We start from the raw sequence: 17,396 nt of genomic DNA, 5'->3' as shown, positions 1-17,396 counted from the left end.
CAATGGCCGCATTCGCGGAAGGCACGCCGTGCTGGGTGGATGTGTCGCTCCCCGATCTGGAAGCGGGCAAGCGCTTCTACGGAGAGCTGTTCGGCTGGACCTTCGGCCAGGACAGCGGTGCGGCGCGCGCGCACTACACGGAGGCGTTCAGCGACGGAAAGCGGGTCGCTGGCCTGGTCGCCAAGCGGGACGGCAGGATGCCCACCGTCTGGGGCGTCTACTTCGCCACCCCCGATGCCGCCGCGCTCAGCGCGAAGATCGTGGCCGCCGGGGGCCGGCTGGTGCGGGAGCCGATGGCCGTCGGACGGTTCGGCGTCATGGCGCTGGCCGCGGACCCGGCCGGCGCGGTCTTCGGGCTCTGGCAGGCCGGTGACGACGCGGGCTTCGAGAAACAGGGCCTGCCGGGATCTTTCTGCTGGACCGAGGTCTATACGAGGGACAAGGAGAGCGTCGACCCCTTCTACGAGGAGGTCTTCGGCTTCCGGAGCACGGATCTCCCCGATGACACCGTCGACTTCCGCATGTGGTCCCCGGCCGGTACGGAACCGGGCTCGGGCACCGCGATCGGCGGCCGCAGCGTGATCACGGACGCCTTCCCGGTGGAGTTGCCCGGCCACTTCCTCAGCTATTTCGCCGTCGCCGACGCGGACGAGACCGCGGCGACGGTCGTCCGGCTCGGCGGCCGGGTCACCGCACCGCCGTTCGACATCGCCTACGGACGGATGGCGGTGCTCCTGGACAACCAGGGCGCGTCCTTCGCCGTACTGGCGGAGGCGGAGCCCGAGTCGAAGCCGGGGCAGGAGGAGGACGAGAGGTAGAAGTGTGGGGAGTGTGGGGTACAAGGTGTCCGGATCGGGATGAGACACCCCGATCCGCCCCCGGGTTCGCAACCGATGCCTCCGGCAGGAAGAATCAGGCGGCACGGGGCCGTACCTTTGTGGCCCGTACGGGGAGGTGGCAGGCAAGTGGAGCAGCTGACGCAGCACGATCCGAGGCGTATCGGCCCCTTCGAGGTGCTGGGGCGGCTCGGAGCCGGCGGCATGGGGCTGGTCTATCTCGCGCGGTCGGCGTCGGGCCGCCGGGTGGCGATCAAGACCGTGCGTACCGAGCTTGCCGAGGACCAGCTGTTCCGGGTCCGCTTCACGCGTGAGGTGGAGGCCGCCCGCGCCGTCAGCGGTTTCTACACCGCGGCCGTGGTGGACGCCGATCCCCGCGCGGCGGTGCCCTGGCTGGCCACGGCGTATGTGCCCGCCCCCTCGCTCGAGGAAATAGTGAACGAGTGCGGTCCGATGCCGGCCCAGGCGGTGCGCTGGCTGGCGGCGGGCATCGCCGAGGCGCTCCAGTCCATCCACGGCGCCAGTCTCGTCCACCGCGACATGAAGCCGTCGAACGTCCTGGTGGTGGAGGACGGGCCGCGCGTCATCGACTTCGGTATCGCCTCAGGTGTCTCCAACACCCGGCTGACCATGACCAATGTCGCGGTGGGCACGCCCGCGTACATGTCGCCCGAGCAGGCGCGGGACTCGCGCAGTGTCACGGGCGCCAGCGACATCTTCTCGCTCGGTTCGACGCTCGTCTTCGCCGCCACCGGGCACGCCCCCTACCATGGCGCGAACCCCGTCGAGACCGTCTTCATGCTGCTGCGCGAGGGTCCGGACGTGGAGGGGCTGCCGGACGAGCTGAGACCACTCATCGAGTCCTGCATGCAGATGGACGCCACGCTGCGGCCCTCGCCCGCCGACCTGCAGGCCCAGCTGGCCCCGCATCTCTTCGCGTCCGGCAGCGACGACAGTGGTACGGCCTCGGCCTGGCTGCCGGACCTCGCCACCGCGATGATCGAGCGCCGGCGGGCCGGCGGCCGGGTCATCCCGGCCGCCGTGCGCCCCGCCGCGCCCGCCGTCGTACCACCGCAGCCCGCCCATCAGCCGCCCAGGGCCACCCCCGACTGGGACGCCGCGTGGCGCCCCGAAGGCGGAGCCCAGGCCGGCCGGCACGCCGGTCCGCACGGCGACAGGGCCGAGGCGCCGCTCGCGCCCCCGGGCGGCCCGGTCCTCCTCCCCGGCTCGCCGGTGCCGATCGGTCCCGGCCTCCGGGTCGCGGACACCCGGGCCATGATCTCCGTCGACGCAGGTCCCGCTACCGGCTGGATCCGCCCGCCGGCCGGGCTGAACGGCACGGAGGCGCTCACCAGCGCCGTACCGTCCCCGGCCACCCCGCCCATGCCGTCGCCCGCACAGGCCCCCGACGGGGCGGACGCCCAGGCCCGCTGGCGGCCCTGGCGGTTCCGGATGTCCAACGACGTCTGGGGCACGCCCGTGGTCGACGGCGATCTGCTGTACGTCACCTCCTTCGAGGTGCACGCGCTGGACGTGGGCAGCGGGCGCCGTCAGTTCAAGACCAGGGACGTGGCGTGGGCGATGGCCGTCGCCGACGGCCGTATCCACGCCTCCGACGGGCCCACGCTGTACGCCCTCGACGCCAAGGACGGCGGCGAGCGCTGGCGCCTCCAGACCGACGCCTGGGTGTACTCCCTCAAGGTCGACCGCGGCACGGTCGTCACGGGCACGCGCGGCGGCGGCGTCCAGGCGTGGGAGGCGTCGACCGGCGAGAAGCTGTGGGAGACCGCCGGGGCGCAGACGGACTTCGAGACGCCGGAGGCAGGACCCGAGATCTTCGACGGCACGGTGTACGTCTGGAAGGACGCGCGGCTGGTGGCACTCGACGCGCGCTCGGGCGTCGAACGCTGGTCGTATCCCATCGGTGACGGCGCCTCATGCGGCGGTGTGCCCGTACGGGTGAGGCCCGCGTCCGACGGCCGGCTGTATGTCTCGGCGGGCCCGCGCGTGCTGTCCGTGGACATCGCGAGCGGCCATGTGCGCTGGCACTTCGAGGCGCCCGCGGTCTTCCTCTCGCCGCCCGCCTTCGCGCCGGGACCGGCCGTGACGGGCGGCGGTGTCTACCTCGCCGACTATCTCGGCACGGTGTACGCCCTCGACGCCGCCACCGGCAAGGACCGCTGGCGTATCGCGACGGAGTCCCGCCAGTCGATCGAACCGGTGCTGGTCGCCGACGGCAATGTCCATGTCGGCAGCGGCAGCGCGCTGTACACGCTGGACGCGGTGACGGGCACGCCCAAGTGGCGCTTCGCGGCGGGCGGCGAGGTCATCGGCGCCCCGGTCGTCGCCGACGGCCGGCTCCACTTCGGCTCGGCCGACCATGTGCTGTACACGCTGGACGCGAGCGGCGGCCAGCTGCGCTGGAAGCTGGCGACGGGCGGCGAGATCACGGGCTCGCCGGTGGCGCGGCGGGGCGTGGTGTACGCGTGCAGCAAGGACCGCTGTGTCTACGCGCTGGACGCGGTCAAGGGGACGGCGACGGGGCGCGGCTCGCGGTAGCGCCCCTGTTGGCGAGGTCAGCGGCGCGGGGTGCCGTTGCTGCCGGTGCCTCTGCCGGGGCCGCGGCCGGCGCCCGTGCCGCTGCTGTCGGTGTCGGTGCTGTCGGAGGGTGTGGTGTCGTCGTCCCAGGGCTGGTTGATGCCCCAGGACTGGGTGTCGTCCTCCTGGTGGGACCAGTCCTGCTGCGAGCCGTACTGCGGGAATCCGTACGGCGGGGTGGCGTCCGCCGGGGCTACGTACGGGTGCGCGCCGTGCGGCTCGGAGCCGTACTGATACGAGCCCTGCGGCTGTGACCCGTACTGCTGCGACCCGTACTGCTGGGAGCCGTACTGCTGTGAGCCGAACGGGGCAGGCGCGTACGGATCGGACCCGTAGTGCGGACCCCAGTCCTCGTCCGCCGGCGGGCCGCCCATGACCGGGCCCGGTGGCGGCGCCTCGTACCGCGGGAGGCGTTCGCGGCGCCGGCGGCCGCTCATCACCAGTGCGGCCAGGAGGAGTACGAACCCGCCGCCGAAGGCGTACGCGACACCGAGGCCCAGCCCGCCGCCCCGGCCGACACTGAGGCCGCCCGCCGCCTGGCCTTGGCGCACCAACCACAGGATGGTGAAGCCGAGGACGGTCAGCCCGGCCAGCGACACCAGCGGCCGCGAGCGCAGCAGCACCCCGGTCAGCGTGACCAGGGCGGCGAACACGAAGGGCAGCAGGAGCGAGACGAAGACGCCCGAACTGGTGGCGGAGAGCCCGTTGAACAGATCGGCGATGCGGTAGTCGCGCCCCTGGCGGCCGTCGAACCACGCATGGAAGGGGCTCAGGACGGCGGCCGCCGCTCCCGCCAGGGCGAGGATCGAACCGATGATGTTGCGGACCATCCCCGACGTCCTCCTTGGCTGTACGGAACCCCCCGCGCTGCCGACGCTACGCCGCGTGCCCGGAGCGCGCCATGCGACGGCCGGGGCCCGGATGACTGCTGTTAGGGTGTCGCGCGCGATTGACAGGTTCATGGGCATCGATCCCCGTGAAGCCACGGGGACAACGGGGGAGTGACTCGGCTTTGATACGTCGACGTCTGAAGTTCGCGGCCGTACTGGCCGTGGTGGTACTGGCCCTGACGGGATTTTCGAAGGGCGGCAAGGGCGGCAGCCATGGCGGGTCGAGCGGCGACAGCGATGGCGGCGGCGGTGGCTGCTCCAGCTCGGAGAAGGACAACGGCTCGTACTCGGGCTCGCGCTACAACGACTCCGATGACGACGACTACAGCTCGTCGGACGGCTCGTCGGACGGCTCGTACGGCGAGCCGACGCCCACAGCGACCCCCGGTGCCGGGGCGCAGGTCATCAGCTGCGTGCGCACGGCGAAGGGCAGGCAGAAGGCCGTCACCTACGCGACGGTCCGGGTGGAGGCGGAGCCGGGGGCGACGGGCACCTACGAGGTCGACGTGACGTTCATGGACGCGACGGGCGGGATCGCCGACTACGGCGACGTGGACGTCACCCTGACGGGCGGAGAGGCCCAGACGGTCAGGGTGCCGATGAACAACCCGGAGGACGTGTCGCGCGTCCGCGACTGCGAGGCGACGGCGTCGCTCGCGAGCTGAGCGCCCCCGGGTGGGGCCGGGGGAGAGTCCCGGCCCCACCCGGGGAGTCGGCCGCGGCCCGCCGCGGTGAGCCGGTCGCACGCGCCGCAAGGAGTTGGCTGCGGACATGCCACGGCCGCGACGGCTCCCCCTCCGCGCCGCCGCGGCCGTTCCCCGTGCGGAGAGGTCAGTCCTTGGGCGGGGCCGGCGTGTGGTTGTCGCCCAGCGTCGTGGCGGTTCCCTTCGCCGGCGTCGTGGGCGTGTGGTTGTCCTGAGTGGTCAGGGTGCCGTCCGCCGGCGGCGCGGGCGTGTGATTGTCGCCCATCGTGGTGATCTCTTCGTTGTTCTCAGCGGTCATGGCGTCTCCCCTGGGCTTGGCGGTATGGCGTTCGGGCCCCTGCCCGGAGACTCCCCCGAGCGTCGCCGGGCAGGGACCGGGAGGCTCACTTGGACAGTGATGACTCCCCGCGATCCGCTTGCCCCCCGACGCGACGGATCGATACACCCGAGCATGGCGGGTGGTCATAAACAATCGATGAACGCCCCGGCGCGGGCTCTCATGCCGCGGACAGCGGGGGGCTGAGGAGCACCCTCACCTGATCCGCCTCCGGCGCTCCGCACTCCTCGTACAGGACCAGCGCCTCGTGCCAGCAGACACGCGCGCGGTCCGTCTGGCCGAGACCCTCCAAGGCCCTCCCCAGCACGGTCAGCACGCTCGCACGGATGCGGTCGCCGCCGATGCAGCCGAACGCGAGGGCCTGCTCGGCGTGCTGGGCCGCGCGGGCCGGCCCCCTGGCCGAGAGATGGGCCTCGGCCATACGGAAGAGGGTCGTCCCCTCCCAGAGGCGCTGCCGGTTCTTGCCGAAGCTGGTCAGCGCCTCGTTGAGCTCGTCCAGCGCCTCCCGGTGCTTCCCGGCCTGGGTGAGAGCGACTCCCAGCGCGTACCGGGCGTTCGCGAGCCGCAGCGTGAGCCCCATGCGGTCGTATATGTCGATGCCCTGCTGAGCGAGAGAGATGGCTTTGGCGGTGTGGCCCTGCGAGAGATGCAGACGGGAGAGGTTGCACAGGGCGCTCGCCTCACCCGGGCTGTTCCCGTGCGCGCGGGAGCCCTCGATCGCCCGGAGCAGGTACGACTCCGCCTCCGCGTGCCGCCCTTGGTTGAAGGCGATGATTCCGCGGTCGTTGTCGGCCCACGGGATCGGCGCGGGGTCCTGGGCCGACCGGGCCAGCAGCGTGGCGAGCCGGGCTTCCTCGTCCGCCTCGCTGTAACGGCCCGCCACCAGATAGACGTTGGTGAGCGCGGTCCTGGCGCGTCCTTCGGCGCGATGGTCGCCGATCGCGTGCGCCGCCTCGCGCGCGGACAGCGCGGCGGATTCGTACTGCTTGGAGTTGGCACCGGACTCCGCGAGGTCCTTCGCGGCCCACAACAGGTCGACGGCGCGGCGGAGCTGGCTCCCGCCCGACGCCTGCCGCGCACAGGCCAGCAGGCAATTCGCCTCGGTGTAGAACCAGTCCAGAGCGGTCTGCCGGTCGGTGAAGGACAGGCCCGCGTACGCCGTCGGCTCCAGATTGTCCACCAGGCGGTCGCCCGGTCGCTCGATCGCGTACACCCCCGCCGCCGTCGCCAGATAGAAGTCCAGCAGCCGTGACAGCGCCGACTCCCGCTCGGTCGGGGTCTGTTCGTCACGCTCGGCGCAGGCGCGGGCGTAGAGCCGCACCAGGTCGTGGTACCGGTAGCGGCCCGGCGCCGCGGACTCCAGCAGGGACGTGTCGACCAGCGACTCCAGCAGGTCTTCCGTCTCGTGGGGCGAGCGGTCCAGGACGGCGGCGGCCGCCGCCAGGGACATGTCAGGGCCGTCCGCCAGGCCGAGCAGGCGGAACGCGCGGGCCTGGGCCGGCTCCAGCGCGCCGTAGCCCAGTTCGAACGTCGCCTTGACCGCGAGGTCACCCGCCTGGAGCTCGTCCAGCCGGCGCCGCTCGTCCGCGAGCTTCGCCGCCAGCACCGAGACCGTCCAGGTGCGGCGGGCCGCGAGGCGGGACGCCGCGATACGGATGGCCAGGGGGAGGAAACCGCACGCGGCGACGACATCGAGCGCCGCCGTGCGCTCCGAGGTGACCCGCTCCTCGCCGACTATACGAGTGAAGAGCTGGAGCGCCTCCTCCGGCGACATCACATCGAGGTCGACCAGATGCGCGCCCGCCAGATCGACCATCCGGACCCGGCTGGTGACCAGCGCCGCGCACCCCGCCGTACCGGGCAGCAGCGGGCGGATCTGCGCGGCGTCGCGCGCGTTGTCCAGCAGGACGAGCACGCGCCGGCCGTCGAGCGACGAGCGGTAGAGCGCGGACCGTTCGTCGAGCGAGTCGGGGATCGCGGTGTCGGGCGTACCCAGCGCCCGCAGGAACGCGCCGAGCACCGTCTCCGGCTCCGCCGCCCGTGCGCCCGCGCCCTGGAGGTCGACGTACAACTGGCCGTCGGGGAAGTGCGGTCGCGCCTCGTGCGCGAGATGCACCGCCAGCGTCGTCTTGCCGACGCCGCCGATCCCCGCGAGCGCGGAGACCGCCATCACGGAGCCCTCGGCGGCGGCGAGCCGGCCGCCCAGCTCCCGTACGAAGGAGGCGCGGCCGGTGAAGTCGGGCACAGTCGCGGGGAGTTGCGCGGGCCGCGTGACGGCGTGGACCGGGGCCGGCAGCTCCACCGGCCGCGCCAGCTCCTCGTCCGCCCGCAGGATGCGCTGCTGGAGCCGCGCCAGCTCGGGGCGCGGGTCGACGCCCAGTTCGTCGGCGAGGAGCCGGCGCGTGTCCACGTACACGGCGAGCGCCTCGGCCTGCCGCCCGCTGCGGTACAGCGCCAGCATCAGCAGCTCCCGCAGCCGCTCGCGCAGCGGATGCGCGGCGGTCAGAGCGGTCAACTCCGAGACGGCTTCCGCGTGGCAGCCCAGCTCCAGGTCCAGATCGAGCCGTGTCTCGGTGAGCTGGATACGCCACTCCTCCAGGCGGGTGCGCTGTGTATCGGCGTAAGGGCCGGGTACGGAGGCGAGCGCCTCGCCGTCCCACAGGCCGAGCGACTTGCTGATCAGGGCGCGGGCCTGGGAACGGTCCCCGGCGGCGCGCGCCTTGTCGGCGTCGGTGACCAACTCCTGGGCCACGGTGAGGTCGAGGGCGTTCGGCTCGGTCCGCAGGGCGTAGCCGCCGGACTCGCTGACCAGCACGCCCGGGGTGAGCACCTTGCGCAGGCGGGAGGCGTACGTCCGCAGGGCGGCGAGGGCCTGAGAAGGAGGATCGTCGCCCCAGAGGGCGTCGATGAGTTCGCCGGCGGTCGCCGTACGGCCTTCGCGCAGCAGCAGGGCGGCCAGCACGGCGCGTTGCTGTGGAGACCCTGACGACAGAGGGTCACCGCCGCGCCAGGCGCGAACGGGTCCGAGCACACTGAAGCGCAGTGCGCCGCTGTTGCCGGGAACGGCCGCAGCCCGCTGCTCCGGTACCCGCGGCCCGCTGTCAAGGTCCATAGCTCCCCCTGCCCCGCTCATGCCGGTATCGCCCCCGACAGTCTGCCTTGTCGGAGGTGGGTGCGTCAGCACTGAGTGATGGTCTGCACAAGCCCTCGACAGGATCCGGGGCCGAAAGCGTTACGGAACGCCGTCGGCCCGGCCGGTGCGGGGCAGCCCCGTCCACCGGCCGGGCCCCGCTCTACTCCCCGAGGAACACCGGGTTGGTGAACGCCGCCAGCGCCCCCGGCAGTCCCGGCACCGTCGCGGCGTGCCGTACCTCCGCGCGGACGTAGGTCGCGTACGAGGCCGTCGTACGCCACTCCACCGCGCCCGCGCCCGACTCGGGGAGCGCGGCCGTGTGCAGCGTGCCCTGGTCGGTGACGAAGTGGGCCGTGCAGCCCGGGGCGCCGGTGACCTCCAGGCGAACGGTCACCTGGTCGTCCGCGTCGACGCGCAGCCGGTCGCCGATGCCCGCGTGCCTGCCCCGGCCGCCGGACGCGCCGAACGTCAGCGAGACCTTCGCGGACTCGGCGACATAGCTGTGGCCCGCGCGGATGCCGGCGAGGATCGCCTCGCGGGTGAGGTCCTCGGCCAGCACGACGGTCTGCGGGGTGCCGATGGGATCGGGGTCGCGGTGGGCGTCGCTGTTGCCCATCGCCGGGGTCCACGCCTGGCCCGAACGGCCCGCCGAGACCAGGGTGTTGTCCCAGTCGGCGAGGGAGATCTCGTCCTCCGGGGTGTACGGGCCGTTCCACACCTCCACCGCGTCGGCGTCGCCGAAGCCGAACTTCCAGTTGCAGCCGATGCAGGTGGCGTGCGGATGGGCGGGCACCACCAGGCCGTCGGCGCGGCGGATCTCGCGGGCGTAGTGGCCGAAGCGGTTGTCGCGGGCGCGGTAGCGCCAGTCGACGAACGTACCGGCGTCCGTGCCGACGGCCAGGACATGGCCGTTACGGGTGGTGATCTCCTCGCCGGTGAGGATCAGCAGGTCGTCGCCCCACAGGCCCGCCCAGGCGCTGTGCCCGGAGCTGGTGTTGTGCTCGCTGGTGTTGATGAAGTCGAGGCCGGCGGCGCGGGCGAGGGCGGCGATCTCGGCGGGGGTGCGCCTGCCGTCGGAGTGGACGGAGTGGATGTGGCAGTCGCCGCGGTACCAGGCCCGGCCGCGCCCCTTGGCCCGCTCGGGCGGGTAGACCGGCGCGGGGGTCTTGCCCGGGTCGCCGAAGCGCAGCGTGATGGTGACCTCGTACGCCAGGCCCTGCGGTGCGACGGTGTACGGGGCGATGGCGATGCTCCAGGTGCCCGCGCGTACCGGTCCCGGGAGATAGCCGGGGGTGGCCGCGTCGGCGCGCAGGAAGAACTCGGTACGGGCGCCGCCGGACCAGCCGCGGAAGCCGCGGCCGCCCAGCGCCGTACCGCGCTCGTCGAAGATGCCGATGTCGAGGGCGTTGCCCTGGGTGCCGGCCGGGACGGCGGGCCGCTCGTACGTATAGGCGACATGGATCTCGCTGACGCCGCGCGGTACTTCGAAGGGCAGGTAGACGAAGTCGGGGGAGCCGGGCGGCAGCGTGCCGCGGACGGTTCTGGCCTGTTCGCTGCCGCCGGCCGACGGGCTTCCGGCGGCCGGCGCGGCGTTCGCGAAGCTCACGGTACTCAACGTAAGCGCGGCGGCGGCTCCCGTCACCAGGAGTCCTCGTCTGCCCAGCGCGGTGGCGGCGTGGTCTTGGTTGTGCTCTGCGTGGTCCTTACACATGCAGGCGGCTCCCAGGGTGCCGAGGGGACACAGGTGGTCACATGAGTCGTGCACTCGAACTCTGGTATTGAGCCGTTAACCAGCACGCAAGGGAAGGGGGTGGGCAGGTAGCGGGCAGACGGCCGGGACATTGCCGCGCGTACGGAATACGTTGGGCCCGCCACGCCACGACCGCCACTCCACGAGCGCCCCGATACGAGAGACACGCCACGAGCGCCAGTTCTTGAGCGCCCCACCACGACGGAGGTTCCCACGCATGCGGATCGCGACCACGATCTTCCTCACCGACGAGACGATCACGCCCGTACGGCTCGCGCGGGAGCTGGAGCAGCGGGGATTCGCCGGTCTGTACCTCCCCGAGCACACCCACATCCCGGTCGAGCGGACGACGCCCTACCCGGCCGGCGGTGAGCTGCCGCGCGAGTACAGCCGTACGCTCGACCCCTTCGTGGCCCTCGGGCAGGCCGCCGCCGTGACGGAACGGCTGGCGCTCGGCACCGGCATCACGCTCGTCGCGCAGCACGACCCGATCGATCTCGCCAAGCGGATCGCGACCCTGGACCATCTCTCGGGCGGGCGCTTCACGCTCGGCGTCGGCTACGGCTGGAACAGGGAAGAAGCCGCGGACCACGGGGTGGAGTGGGCCTCACGGCGCGCGCTGACCCGGGACCGGATGGCGCTGATGCGGGCGCTCTGGGCGGCGGAGCCCACCCCGTACGAGGGGGAGTTCGGGTCGGTCAGGGCCAGTGAGGCGTACCCGAAGCCGGTACGGGGCAGGCCCCGCACCCTGATCGGCGGCGCGGCAGGGCCGAAGCTCTTCGCGCAGATCGCCGAGTACGCGGACGGCTGGCTGCCGATCGGCGGCCGGGGGCTCACGGAGACGGTGCCGGTGCTGCGTACCGCATGGAAGGACGCGGGCCGGGATCCTGACGCCCTCCAGATCGTGCCGTACGCGGTCCAGCCGAGCCCCGGCAAGCTGGCCCACTACGCGGAGCTGGGCATCGAAGAGGTCGTGTTGCAGCTGCCGCCGGCCGGTGAGGCGGAGGTGCTGCGGGCGCTGGACGGGTTCGCGCCCTTCCTCTGAGCCGGCCGGCTGTGATGTGCCGCCGCGGCCCGTCCCGGGAAGCCGCCCGTCTCCGATCGGGAGGTGGGGCCGAACGTATCCTCAAAGAATGACGACGCGCGTGCCTGAGGAACCCGGGACAGGACGACCGGCGACCCGACCGACCGGACAACCGACCGAGGGACCGACCGCCAACGCCATGCGGCGTGCGCTGAAGCGGGCCAGGGACGGTGTCGCGCTGGATGTCGCCGAGGCCGCGGTGCTGCTCCAGGCGCGCGGGGACGACCTCACCGACCTCGCCGCGTCCGCCGCCCGGGTGCGGGACGCGGGGCTCGCGGCCGCCGGGCGGCCCGGAGTCATCACGTACTCCCGCAAGGTCTTCATCCCGCTGACGCGGCTGTGCCGCGACAAGTGCCACTACTGCACCTTCGTCACCGTGCCCGGCAAGCTGCGCCGGGCCGGCCACGGCATGTTCCTGTCCCCCGACGAGGTGCTGGACATCGCCCGCCAGGGCGCGGAACTGGGCTGCAAGGAAGCCCTGTTCACGCTCGGCGACCGGCCCGAGGACCGGTGGCCCGAGGCCCGGGAGTGGCTGGAGGCCGAGGGGTACGACGACACCCTGGCGTATGTCCGGGCCATGGCGATCCGGGTCCTTGAGGAGACCGGGCTGCTGCCCCACCTCAACCCCGGCGTGCTGTCCTGGACCGATCTCCAGCGGCTCAAGCCGGTCGCGCCGAGCATGGGCATGATGCTGGAGACCACCGCCACCCGGCTGTGGTCCGAGCCCGGCGGACCGCACTACGGCTCCCCGGACAAGGAGCCCGCCGTACGGCTGCGGGTGCTGGAGGACGCGGGCCGCTCCAACGTCCCCTTCACCTCGGGCGTGTTGATCGGCATCGGGGAGTCGTACGAGGAGCGCGCCGACTCCCTCTTCGAACTGCGCAGGACGGCCCGCGCCTATCACGGCCTCCAGGAAGTCATCGTCCAGAACTTCCGCGCCAAGCCGGACACCGCCATGCGCGGTATGCCGGACGCCGAGCTGGAGGAGCTGGCGGCGGCCATCGCCGTGGCCCGGCACATCCTCGGCCCCTCGGCCCGTATCCAGGCCCCGCCCAACCTCGTCGACGCCGAGTACGCCCTGCTCATCGGCGCCGGCATCGACGACTGGGGCGGTGTCTCGCCGCTGACCCCCGACCATGTGAACCCTGAGCGGCCCTGGCCGCACATCGACGAACTCGCCGCGCGGACCGCTGAGTCCGGCTTCGAGCTGCGCGAACGGCTCACCATCTACCCGGAGTTCATCCAGCGCGGCGAGCCGTGGCTCGACCCGCGCCTGATGCCGCACGTACGGGCGCTGGCGGACCCGGACACGGGACTCGCGCGCGACGTACGGCCGTCGGGACTGCCGTGGCAGGAGCCGGACGAGGGCTTCACCGCCACCGGACGGACGGATCTGCACCGCACGATCGACACCGAGGGCCGCACCGCCGACCGCCGCGACGACTTCGACGAGGTGTACGGCGACTGGGAGGCGCTGCGCGAGGCCGCGGCGCCCGGCATGGTGCCCGAGCGCATCGACACCGACGTACGGACGGCGCTGAAGCAGGCCGCCGACGACCCGACGAAGCTGACCGACGGCGAGGCGCTGGCCCTGCTCCACGCGGACGGACCCGCGCTGGACGCGCTGACCCGGATCGCCGACGAGCTGCGACGCGATGTGGTCGGCGACGACGTCACGTACATCGTCACGCGCAATATCAACTTCACCAACGTCTGCTACACTGGCTGCCGGTTCTGCGCCTTCGCGCAGCGCCGTACGGACGCCGACGCGTACACCCTGTCGCTGGACCAGGTCGCGGACCGGGCCCAGCAGGCGTGGGAGGTGGGCGCCGTCGAGGTCTGCATGCAGGGCGGCATCCACCCGGACCTGCCGGGCACCGCGTACTTCGACATCGCGCGCGCCGTGAAGGAACGCGTCCCGGGCATGCATGTGCACGCCTTCTCCCCGATGGAGGTCGTCAACGGCGCCTCCCGCACGGGTCTGTCGATCCGCGAGTGGCTGACGGCGGCCAAGGAGGCCGGGCTCGACTCGATCCCGGGCACGGCGGCGGAGATCCTCGACGACGAGGTGCGCTGGGTCCTCACCAAGGGCAAGCTGCCGACGGCGACCTGGATCGAGGTCGTGAAGACCGCCCACGAACTGGGCATCAGGTCCAGCTCCACGATGATGTACGGCCATGTCGACCAGCCGCGCCACTGGCTCGGCCACTTCCGGACGCTCGCCCGCATCCAGCAGGAGACGGGCGGCTTCACCGAGTTCGTGACGCTCCCCTTCATCCACACCAACGCCCCGGTCTATCTGGCCGGCATCGCCCGCCCGGGCCCGACGGACCGCGACAACCGCGCGGTGATGGCGATGGCCAGGCTCCTTCTGCACCCCCACATCACCAATATCCAGACGAGCTGGGTCAAGCTCGGCACGGAGGGCGCGGCCGAGATGCTCCGCTCCGGCGCGAACGACCTCGGGGGCACGCTGATGGAGGAGACCATCTCCCGGATGGCGGGCTCCAGTTACGGGTCGTACCGCTCGGTGAAGGACCTGGTCGCCATCGCGGACGCGGCGGGCCGCCCGGCGAAGCCGCGTACGACCCTGTACGGCGAGGTCCCTGAGGAGCGCGTACGGGCGGCGGCGGCGTCCGACGGCCAACTGCCCGAGCTGCTGCCGCTGCTGCCGGACTGAGTGGGCCGGACGGAGTTGAGTGAGCGGGGAGGGGCAGCACGTGGCACCAGCGCACCAGCCGTCGATGGCCGAGCTGATCCGGCGGCGCCGGAGAAGCGGGTTCATCGGCCGCCGTGACGAACTCGGCGCCTTCCGCGCCAACTTCGACCTCCCGCCGGACGACGAACGGCACCGCTTCCTGTTCCATGTCCACGGCAACGCGGGCGTGGGCAAGACGTTCCTCGTCCGCGAACTGGACCAGGCGGCGCGGGAACGCGGCGCCCTGACGGCGTACCTCGACGAGTCCGTGAGCAGTGTCCCGGAGGCGCTGGCGTCGATCGCCGAACAGTTCGCCCGGCAGGGCCACCCACTCAAGCAGCTGGACCGGCTGCTCGCGACCTACCGGCAGCGCCGCCACGAAGCGGAGTCGGCCTCGCTCGCCGACCCCGCGGCGCAGGAGCCCCCGCGGCCGTCGGCCGGGAGCACGGCCGCGGCCACGGCGGGCGTGATCGGCCTGGGCCTGGTCCCGGTCGTCGGGGCCTTCGCCGGAGCGCTCGACGCCACCCAACTCGCCTCGGGCGCCGACCGGTTACGGGCCACGCTGAGCGCGCGGTTCCGCAATCAGGAGGACGTGCAGCTGGTCCTGGCACCCGACCGGGTGCTCACCCCCGTCCTGGTCACCGAGCTGGCCGAGGCCGCACGCGACGCGCCCTGGATCGTCCTCTTCTTCGACACGTACGAACGCACCGCGCCCTTCCTCGACCCCTGGCTGCGCGACCTGATGACGACCGAGCGGTACGGGGCGCTGCCCGCCCAGGTCGTCGTGACCCTCGCGGGGCAGCGTCCGTTCGACGCGGCACGCTGGGGCGGTTTCGCGGACTTCATGGCCGACCTGCCGCTGGAACCGTTCACCGAACCGGAGGCGCGCAGGCTGCTCGCGGCGAAGGACGTCACGGACGAATCCGTTGTCGAGGAGGTCCTGCGGCTCTCCGGCGGCCTGCCCGTCCTGGTCTCCACCCTCGCCGAGAACCAGCCGACGGACCCCGCGGACGTCGGCGATCCCAGCACCACCGCCGTCGAGCGCTTCCTCAAGTGGGAGCAGGACCCGGTACGGCGGGCCGCGGCCCTCGCCTGCGCCCTGCCACGCCGGCTGGACGAGGACATCTTCCGCGCCGTCGTACCGGAGGACGCGGCGGGGCTGTACGACTGGCTGCGCGCCCTGCCCTTCGCCACCCGCAAGGACGCGGGGGTCCGCTACCACGACGTGGTGCGCGCCCCGATGCTGCGGTTGCAGCGGACCCGCTCCCCGCACGGCTGGAGCGAGCGGCAGGCCGCGCTCGCCGGGTGCTTCGCCCGCTGGCGCGCGCGGGCCGAGACGGGCCTGCGCGCCGACGACGTCTGGGAGAGCGCCGATTGGCGCGCGCTGCGGTTCGAGGAGACGTACCACGCGCTGTGCGCCGGGCCGCGCGCCGCGCTCGCCGGGGCGCTGCGGGACGTTGTCGAGGGGTGCCGCGAGGGGGTGGCGGCGGCACGCCGCTGCGCCCAGGTGCTGGCTGAGGCGGGCGAGGACACGGACGAGAAGGAGCTGAGGGACTGGGGGCGGCGGCTGGGCGCGGCGCTCGGCGACGACGACGATGGGGTGCGGGCCGCGCTGGGGGTGCTCCTCGACCGGCCGGGCCTGGACCCGGCGGGCCGCGCGGCGGCGCACGCGGTGCGCGGCCGCGACCTGCGCAACGCGGGGGATCTCCAGTCGGCGCTCGCCGATTACGACCGCGCCCTGGCACTCGACCCGGGGCACTGCCTGGCCCACTACGGGCGCGGGGTGACCCACCGGCGGCGTGGTGATCACCCGGCGGCGCTGGCCGACCTGCGGCGGGCGGACGAGCTGGCTCCGGACACCCCGCGGATCCTCGGCTCGTACGGCTACGCGCTGTGGCTCGCCGGCCGGTACGAGGAGTCCGCCGCCGTGCTGGACCGCGCAATCACGCTCGCCCCGACGTCGGCGGAGTTCCTGGCGTACCGCGCCGTCACGCTGCACGCACTGGGACGGCGGACGGAGGCACTCGCCGATTTCGACCGGGCCCTGGAGCTGAGCGGGGAGTATCTGTGGGCACTGGTCCGCAGATCCCGGCTGCTGCGCACCATGGACGAACCCGCCCGGTGCTTCGCCGACCTGGACCGGGCGGCGGAGATCGTGCCCGGCAGCGCCTGGATCGCTTCCGAGCGGGGCGAGGCGTACCGACTGGCGGGGCGGTACGAGGACGCGGACCGGGAACTCAGCCGCGCCCTGGAGCTCAGCCCCGGCCATACCTCGGCCCTCGCCGGCCGGGGAGCCGTCCGGTACAGGCTGGGCCGGCCGACGGACGCGCTCACCGACCTCGACGGCGCCCTCGCCCGGGATCCCGACTACGTCTGGGCGCTGGCGCAGCGCTCCTACGTGCACCGGAACCTCGACAACCTGCCCGGCGCGCTGGCCGACCTCGACCGTGCCGTCGAGATCCAGCCGGACAGCGCGCTGCTGATCGCACGGGGCGAGACCCGGACTCTCGCCGGGCGTTACGAGGAAGCCCTCGGCGATCTCGACCGGGCGCTGGACGACGTGCCCGACGGTGCCGCGGCGCTCGTCCTGCGCGGCATCATCCACCGCGAACTGCACCACTACCGGGAGTCGGTCGCGGATCTGGACCGCGCCCTGGAGCTCGATCCGCAGTACGCCTGGGGGTACGACCAGCGGGCCAGAACGGCACTGGCCATGGGACAGCTGGACCAGGTGTTCGGCTACCTCGACCGGTGCGCCGTCCTGGAAGCGGGCGCGGACCTCGCTCATCGCACGGCCGCAGAGGCGCACTTGCTCCTGGGCCGCCCCGACGAGGCCCTCCGGTCGGTGGAGCGGCTGACGTCCGGCACGAATGACGAGCTCGCGCTGCGGTGCGAAGCGCTGCGCCGTACCGGACAGTGGGGCGCGGCGCGCGCGATGGCCGACCGGCTGAGCGCCTCCGATCCGCTGAGCGGAGCCTTCGAGCGGGCGATGACGGTGACCGTGACGGAGGGTGTGCGCGCCGGCCGCCCGGTGTGGCGGGAGCTGGATCTCCGGATGCCCGCCAGGGATCTGCCGGACGACGTACGCGCCTACGGGGCCGTGCTGAGCGCGGCCGTCCATGCCGACTGGCGCCGGCTGGACGCCGGGCTCGGCGTGCTGCTCGCCGTGCGGCTCCATTGGAACGACCTCGCGGATGTGGTCTGCTCTCTTGACGAACTGCTGGGTGCCCCGGGCGTCGACACGGCCCGCCTCCGCCCCCGCCTGGCCCGCGTCGTCGCCGCCCGCGACGCCATGGCCGCGCGCTGGGCCTAGGTCCTGTCCGGTCGGACAGGACCTAGCACGTCTGGCGGTGTTTCGCACGAGCC

At 72.9% G+C, this 17,396-nt stretch carries 10 protein-coding genes; 6 read left to right on the top strand and 4 right to left on the bottom strand.

What is annotated here, in order from left to right; all coding sequences use genetic code 11:
* The first annotated feature begins 2 nt into the window (after positions 1–2).
* Together ACFVWW_RS17555 and ACFVWW_RS17550 are read left to right on the top strand one after the other, a co-directional pair.
* Positions 3–818, top strand: a complete 816-nt coding sequence (locus tag ACFVWW_RS17555) for a VOC family protein (RefSeq protein WP_386878659.1) — start codon at positions 3–5, stop codon at positions 816–818.
* A 147-nt stretch (positions 819–965) separates the two neighbouring features.
* Entirely contained in the window at positions 966–3,395 is a 2,430-nt protein-coding gene (locus ACFVWW_RS17550) for a PQQ-binding-like beta-propeller repeat protein (RefSeq protein WP_384178910.1), read from the top strand.
* A 17-nt stretch (positions 3,396–3,412) separates the two neighbouring features.
* Here ACFVWW_RS17550 and ACFVWW_RS17545 read toward each other — a convergent pair whose 3' ends face one another.
* A complete protein-coding gene (locus ACFVWW_RS17545; protein ID WP_386878660.1) occupies positions 3,413–4,264 on the bottom strand; it encodes a hypothetical protein in 852 nt (283 codons plus the stop codon).
* 182 nt (positions 4,265–4,446) lie between these two features.
* On the opposite strand from ACFVWW_RS17545, the gene ACFVWW_RS17540 reads away from it, so the two are divergent.
* Complete coding sequence (locus tag ACFVWW_RS17540) at positions 4,447–4,989, top strand: hypothetical protein (protein ID WP_384332202.1); 543 nt, start codon at positions 4,447–4,449, stop codon at positions 4,987–4,989.
* Between the two features lie 166 nt (positions 4,990–5,155).
* Here the strand turns inward: ACFVWW_RS17540 and ACFVWW_RS17535 are convergent, their stop codons facing one another.
* The 3 genes from ACFVWW_RS17535 to ACFVWW_RS17525 form a co-directional block, all read right to left on the bottom strand.
* Complete coding sequence (locus ACFVWW_RS17535; protein ID WP_384178916.1) at positions 5,156–5,326, bottom strand: sigma-like protein; 171 nt, start codon at positions 5,324–5,326, stop codon at positions 5,156–5,158.
* A gap of 199 nt (positions 5,327–5,525) precedes the next feature.
* On the bottom strand, positions 5,526–8,477 hold the full coding sequence (locus tag ACFVWW_RS17530; protein WP_384178918.1) for a BTAD domain-containing putative transcriptional regulator: 2,952 nt from the start codon (positions 8,475–8,477) through the stop codon (positions 5,526–5,528).
* 181 nt (positions 8,478–8,658) lie between these two features.
* Complete coding sequence (locus ACFVWW_RS17525; protein WP_386878661.1) at positions 8,659–10,209, bottom strand: CehA/McbA family metallohydrolase; 1,551 nt, start codon at positions 10,207–10,209, stop codon at positions 8,659–8,661.
* A 256-nt stretch (positions 10,210–10,465) separates the two neighbouring features.
* Between ACFVWW_RS17525 and ACFVWW_RS17520 the strand changes: the two genes are divergently transcribed.
* The 3 genes from ACFVWW_RS17520 to ACFVWW_RS17510 all read left to right on the top strand — a co-directional run bounded on the left by ACFVWW_RS17520 (position 10,466) and on the right by ACFVWW_RS17510 (position 17,343).
* Entirely contained in the window at positions 10,466–11,293 is an 828-nt protein-coding gene (locus ACFVWW_RS17520) for an LLM class F420-dependent oxidoreductase (protein ID WP_384178922.1), read from the top strand.
* Between the two features lie 100 nt (positions 11,294–11,393).
* Positions 11,394–14,012, top strand: a complete 2,619-nt coding sequence (locus ACFVWW_RS17515; protein WP_386878710.1) for a bifunctional FO biosynthesis protein CofGH — start codon at positions 11,394–11,396, stop codon at positions 14,010–14,012.
* Positions 14,013–14,052: 40 nt separating this feature from the next.
* Entirely contained in the window at positions 14,053–17,343 is a 3,291-nt protein-coding gene (locus ACFVWW_RS17510; protein WP_386878662.1) for a tetratricopeptide repeat protein, read from the top strand.
* Positions 17,344–17,396: the final 53 nt, after the last annotated feature.

It is taken from the genome of Streptomyces sp. NPDC058198 (genome assembly GCF_042882605.1).
Taxonomy (GTDB): Bacteria; Actinomycetota; Actinomycetes; order Streptomycetales; family Streptomycetaceae; genus Streptomyces.
The sequence above is the reverse complement of the archived record's forward strand: the minus strand, read 5'-3'. Positions and strand labels throughout refer to the sequence as shown.